This window comes from Microvirga aerophila (assembly GCF_003332305.1).
Taxonomy (GTDB): domain Bacteria; phylum Pseudomonadota; class Alphaproteobacteria; order Rhizobiales; family Beijerinckiaceae; genus Microvirga; species Microvirga aerophila.
The window spans coordinates 1-5,922 of sequence record NZ_QOIO01000119.1 but is presented as its reverse complement, the minus strand read 5'-3'; the positions used below and the strand labels follow the sequence as shown (position 1 = coordinate 5,922).

Genomic DNA, 5,922 nt, shown 5'->3' with positions numbered 1-5,922 from the left:
CCTGGACGACCCATAAGCGCCATGGATAGTTCTCCCGAAGCACAACGAAATCAATCATGATGCACTGACCGGTTGAACCCACCGTGGCCTTCTTCAGGATGTCGCGCTCTTGGCGGAGCACCTCGTTCTCGCGCCGCAGCCGCTTCAGCTCGGCGGCCATGTCCTCTTGGCGATCTTCGAGCGGATCGTCGATCTCACGCTCGCGGCGGCGATCGAGCCAGTGGCGCAGGGTCGACAGGCCGACCCCGAGATCCGCGGCAACCTCACGCCGGCTGCGGCCGCTGGTCAGGGCGAGCCGCACCGCCTCATCCCGGAATTCCTGCGTAAAGCGTCTGTGGGACATGGAGCACCTCCTGGATCATAAGAAGTGCTCTCCATTGTTCCGATACTGCTGGCGAATGTGCCGGAGCCCTTGAGACAGGGATTGGCGTTCTGGGTTTGAGGGGGCAGTCCCACTATCCCGGAGGTCCTCATGTCGCTCCGCCCGATCCCGTGCCGTAGTGGGGCTCCCGGACCGTCAAACAGCCCACATCCGCCGCAGCGGCCCAGCACCAAACCTATTCTGAAGCAATGACTTACATTGCGCAATAAAATTGCTCACCAGCCTCTGACTCATTACACTGAGTAATCTGCAGCATAGCTTGATATAAATGGCTGCTCTATTGGGGATTACTCCATTCTAATTGATTGAAAGTTCCGTGCGTTGGCGGGTATAGTTTTGGACCTACAAAAATTGAGTAGTTGTCTTAGAAGTTTCTGACTCCTCCACCCATGCAATCTCAGCGAGCCTGACGGAATATTGCCAGGAAGGCGATACCTCAAAAAAGTGCAGCATCGCCGAGTGGTATGTATAAATTGTGCTCGCCGTGGTCATCCAAGATACAATAGTCAATGCACAACGGTATAAATTATTATGAACGGGCTTGGTATGATCCAAAAATCTGTGACGAGCCACACGTTGAGTCAGGCCATTAAGATCGAAGTATTTCGGTCACACGAGCCACTACAGGCGGTATGGTCGGTACTTCAGGACCAGGCTTGCTGCACGGCCTTTCAAACCTACAGCTGGATGTCAATGCTCTTAGATAAAGTCGGGGGCGCGATATCCGCGACTCCGGCAATTGTCTTAATAAGCAGCGACAGCGGAGTACCGTTGATGCTGATTCCATTAGTCGAGAGGCAGCGCGGACGGCTACGCGTTCTAGAATTCATCGATTTTGACGTCACAGATTATAATGCGCCGCTGATTCGCAGGGAATTCGCAGCGGAACTAGCCATGCGGGACTTCTCTCCAATCTGGTGCCAAATCCTCAAAAGCATTGGTACAATGGACGCTGTAAGCTTGCGGAAAATGCCGAGTGTCATTGATGGAGCACCGAACCCGTTCACTCGGTTAAGGTGTCAGAATGACATGATCGGGTTCAACAGCCCCCTCAAATGCGGCTTCAACGGCTACATGAAGTCGCGAAACAGTCATATGACCCGCGAACTGCGGCGAAGTCGTCGAAGGCTAGAAGCATTGGGGTCAGTCGAACTGAAAGTGGCCCACGACGCAGAGACTGCTGCTAAACTTATGAAGACGATAATTAGCTATAAATCGGCTTGGTGCCGCGCGACTGGTGCTGTTGACCTGCTCAGCAGGACGGCATATGCGGACTTCTACCACTCGCTAGCCCGCAATGAAGTTGGGGGGATTGCCCACACTAGCGCGCTCATGGTGGGCGATCATATGATTGCCGGGAATTTCGGTATTGTTCTACGCGGACGGTTCTACGGCATTATACAAAGCAGTGACTTCGAGAATTATAGGACTTATTCACCAGGGAGCCTTCTATTAGTCGAAATTATTCGCTGGTGCTGCGAGAACAATATATCCCTTCTCGATTTCTCGATCGGCTCGGAGTCCTACAAGGCGCGCTGGGCAGACGACGAGGAACAACTCTATCAACATGGACAAGCCTTCAGCATCACCGGTATGTTGCTCGAGACGCACCGACGTACCCTAGCTGGATTCAAGAACAGCGCCCGAAAAAATCCGCAGCTCGTCGAGCTCCTCCGGAGCGTACGGACAAAAGTCGGCAAAAGTGTTCTAGTCCAACAACACAGGAATCATGCTGGGTAGATGCGGTGCAGTTTGGTACGGGCCTGTGCGACGGTGAAGCGCCAGTGCACTGTGGCTCTAGTCCTGTCGCGCTCGCCCTCCCACGCGGCAATCTCCCGTTGCAGCGTAGCCTGGTCTGGGAGACGCCGGTCCAGGCATAGGCGACGGAGCACCGCCAACTCCAGTTCCGCCATGTTGAGCCAGCTCCCGTGTTTGGACCTGCAGTGGAACTCCAGCCGCTTCACAGACACCGCGCCTCAGCGGGCGGGAAGATCTGGTAGAGAGCCGCGTGCGTTCGACGGTGGCAGGATGGACATGCAGGCTGGCCGCGATCTCGGCATCGGTTTTGCGCTCGTCCGCCGCGAGCAGGATGCGGGCGCGGGTGAGCATGCGGGCCGGAGCAATGCCTTTGTTGAGGAGGCCCAACAGGTCCGTGCGCTCTTTACGGGTGAGGTCGACGTGGTAGCGCTTGAGCATGGGAGCTGCCCTCCTTCAAATCGGGCCACTCTACACCCACCCGCTCGATCCAGCAGCTCCTTTGTGGCCTTACTAGGTGCTTAGTTTCACTGGTCTTGCTTCGGAAGAGATACTGCTGGCGAATTCATTACGCTGGGGTGCTGGCCATCATGAGCTTGGTGAACGCGGATTGACGGGTTTGCGCGAGCGATGTGTTCTCATCTGAATGGAGGTGTGCCCAAGATCACAGGAGGCTTCGGCGCAAGCTTCAGGAGACGGGCAGGTTTGCAACGAGGTCGGAGGTTTTCCCCTGGCCACAGTTCTGTGTTCGGGGCAAGATCAATGGCCAGTAAATATTTTGCTCTACTGCACACATTGTAAACGTGCTGCTCTGAAACTCTTCCGACACCAAGGAGACCGTTAGAAAAATTGAGCTAATCTAGACGAGTAAATTTACATTGCATCGTGTCCATACCAACCTAGGCATAGGATTTTTGGGTAAAAGATCTGAAATTGGGCAACCACTTGACTTACGCGACGATATACAGAGCATTTTATAATGTTAAAATAATCCTCGGCCATCTAAGACATCTGAGGCTTCGTTTCTGATGAATACACATTCGAAAATGCAACTCAATGATCGCTTTTTCCTGTTAGGCCTCTTAACTTACCCTATTCACCGCGTGATCGAGAGTTTTGGAGCTCCGATTAAGGTTGGCGAGTTTCTGCTTCTGTTCATAGTGATAGCAGCTGTCAGATCTCGCGTAATAGCCCAGTACATCCCTTCTGGAATAGTTACAATGTATTCTTGCATTCTCTTAGGAGCGTGGGGTGTATTGGCTGATGTCGCAGCAGGAGGAGGGATCACAGACGTCGCAAAAACGGCCGCCCGCATGCCAATATACTTTACAATAATAGTTCTATTTACGCTCATTTATAATCGGCAGCAGCCTCTTCAGTTTGTTCTAGGATTCTTTGCTGGAACTGTGATTTATTTTGCTGTGGTGTACCCATTAACTATTGCTGGATTTCCAACCGGTTACATGACAGCGGACGCCTCACTTTATGACACGACTGTAGAGCTTGGATCAAACGTTCAGGTCAAATGGCTTGTGCCGGATCCTGGCCTAATGTTGTGTGTTCTACTCTGCTTCAGACACTCATTTTCATTTGGTCAGAAGTTGTTCTGGAGTCTTGGGTTTATCGCGGCCCTAGCAGCAGCTCTTAGTGTTGAAGTTCGGACTAGTTTTCTCGCGGCGGCAATTTTCCTGGTATTATATTTATTGTTGCAGGGTCTTCGCACTTGGGGAAAGGTGGGGGTATCTATCGCGGTAGCAACTTTCTGTATCATTCCGCTGGTTCCTGTCGTGATAGCTGAGTTCGTCACAGCAAGCGACGTTTATAACAGCGACTACAATTCCTGGAGTAATGTAGAACGTATCTTCATGCTAAATATTGCGTCAGAGGCAATCAAGAGTTCCCCCATGTTCGGGACTGGAAGTTCAAGCTTCTGGAGTTTGTACGGCCCACGCTTTGAGGAAATTTTTAATTTTCCTGCAGTAGTTACCAGTCCACACAATTTGTATGCAGAAATTACAGTCTCATGGGGAGTACCGGCCGGGTTAATGATCTTTGTGTTGATCGTGCTCCTCAGCGCAAACGCGGTCGGGCGTAAGGGCAATACAGTCGTTATCTCGTTAGCTCTCGCCGTGATAGCTTCTAACTATGCTGTTCAGCCCTTTGCTGAAGGTGTGCGTTTGGGCACGATCCTGCTTTGGTTCTGCGTCTATTTTAGCATTGAGAATGAAAATACAGCGATCCGCAAGCGGCCAGGATCTGAAGTGGTAACGTGTCGGCAGAGCTTGAATCCACAGCTGAGCTGACGCCGAAGCTAACTAGCACTACAGTTGCACCCACCGCTCATGAGTTCATAATCTCCTGATCTGATACGGGAGGCTGCCATGGTCAGTGTGCCCGTCGAGCAGATGCTCGAGCTCTGGTGTGTGGAGTTGCGTCAGGTCAAAGCTCACCTCAAGTCTCTGTTTGCCCATCCAGTGTCGCCATCTCGGCAGGGGCCTTCCTCAATGGCCTGCTCGGGCCTGAGCGGCGCAAGACCGGCTGGATGCGGGCCGAAGCCGCGGGAGATCCAGGGTCGTGGCGCCAGCAGGCGGTGCTCGGCCGCAGCCACTGGGACGCAGATGCCTTGCGGGACATGGTGCGCCACTATGCGCTCGAGACGCTGGCCTCACCCGGTGCGGTGCTAGTGATCGACGAGACCGGCTTTCTCAAGCAGGGTCAGAGCTCGTGTGGCGTGGGGCGCCAGTACACCGGATCGGTGGGCAAGATCGCGAACTGCCAGATCGGCGTGTTTGCCGCTTATGTCTCGGACAAGGGCTGCGCCTTCATCGATCGCCAGCTGTATCGGCCCAAGGACCGGATCAATCATTCCATCCGGCGGCAAGCCGCTCATGTCCCCGACAGCCTTTGCCGCCGAGATGATCGCGCGGAGGCTTGCTGCCGGCGTTCCGTTCGACTGGGTCGCCGCTGACACGATCTATGGTGTGGGAGCTGTCGAGATGCAGCTGCGCCGGGCTGGCAAGGGCTACGTGCTTGGCGCGCATGCCACCAATCGGTTCTACTCTTGGATCGGCAAACCCGAAGTCGCCGGCACGGCCGAGCAGATCTCGAAGGCTCTTGCCTTTGAGGCTTGGACGCGCCTGGCGGCAGGAAATGGCACCAAGGGAGTGCGCCTGTATGACTGGGCCCACGTCGAGTTGGCGGATCTTGAGGCCGAGGAGTACAACGAGGCTCTCACCGGCCTGTGGACGCGTGGCCTGCTGATCCGGCACACCCTTGCGGATGGGGATCTGGCGTTCTTCTCGACCTGGTGCCCGGCCGGCACGCCGATCGACACGCTGGTGCGGGTGGAAGGCCAGCGCTGGGCGATTGAGGATGCGTTTGAGACCGCCAAGACAGAGTTGGGCCTGACGCACAATGAGACACGCTCTTGGCACGGGTGGCATCAACATGTGTCGCTGGTGATGCTGGCCTTTGCCATGATGGCGGTGGTGCGCCAGCGCGCCAACAGCCTGAGCTCCCCCAAAAAGAAGCGACGAGGCCAAGCTGCAGCGCTGGTACGCTGGTTTGTCCAGGAACTCCGTCGCGTCGCCACCCGCCTCCAGCAACGCCGGATCGAGCCTGCCTTCGTGATTGCTTGGTCCGCTTGGCGCCGAGCGCATCAGGCCATGGCGCAAGCCACACAACGTAAACGAAAGGTGCAACTGTAGTGCTAAGTAGGTCGCCAAAAGTTCTGCAACAGCTTTCTGAGCCAGAAGTGTTTGGAGGCCATGCCGGCCTTACGAAAC

The 5,922-nt window shown here is 54.8% G+C and carries 4 protein-coding genes and 1 pseudogene; 3 read left to right on the top strand and 2 right to left on the bottom strand.

Features of this window, described 5'->3' with window-relative positions:
• Positions 1-343, bottom strand: a 343-nt coding sequence (locus tag DRB19_RS28495) for a transposase (protein ID WP_245439894.1), incomplete at its 3' end; no start/stop codon positions are given.
• Positions 344-1,156: 813 nt separating this feature from the next.
• On the opposite strand from DRB19_RS28495, the gene DRB19_RS28490 reads away from it, so the two are divergent.
• On the top strand, positions 1,157-2,122 hold the full coding sequence (locus tag DRB19_RS28490) for a GNAT family N-acetyltransferase (protein ID WP_162815935.1): 966 nt from the start codon (positions 1,157-1,159) through the stop codon (positions 2,120-2,122).
• Between the two features lie 57 nt (positions 2,123-2,179).
• On the opposite strand, the gene DRB19_RS28485 is transcribed toward DRB19_RS28490, so the two are convergent.
• Positions 2,180-2,578, bottom strand: a complete 399-nt coding sequence (locus DRB19_RS28485; protein WP_114189334.1) for a helix-turn-helix domain-containing protein — start codon at positions 2,576-2,578, stop codon at positions 2,180-2,182.
• Between the two features lie 815 nt (positions 2,579-3,393).
• On the opposite strand from DRB19_RS28485, the gene DRB19_RS28480 reads away from it, so the two are divergent.
• A complete protein-coding gene (locus DRB19_RS28480; protein WP_147023264.1) occupies positions 3,394-4,440 on the top strand; it encodes an O-antigen ligase family protein in 1,047 nt (348 codons plus the stop codon).
• Between the two features lie 60 nt (positions 4,441-4,500).
• A pseudogene (locus DRB19_RS28475) lies at positions 4,501-5,673 on the top strand (IS701 family transposase); the annotation flags it as partial.
• Between the last annotated feature and the right edge of the window lie 249 nt (positions 5,674-5,922).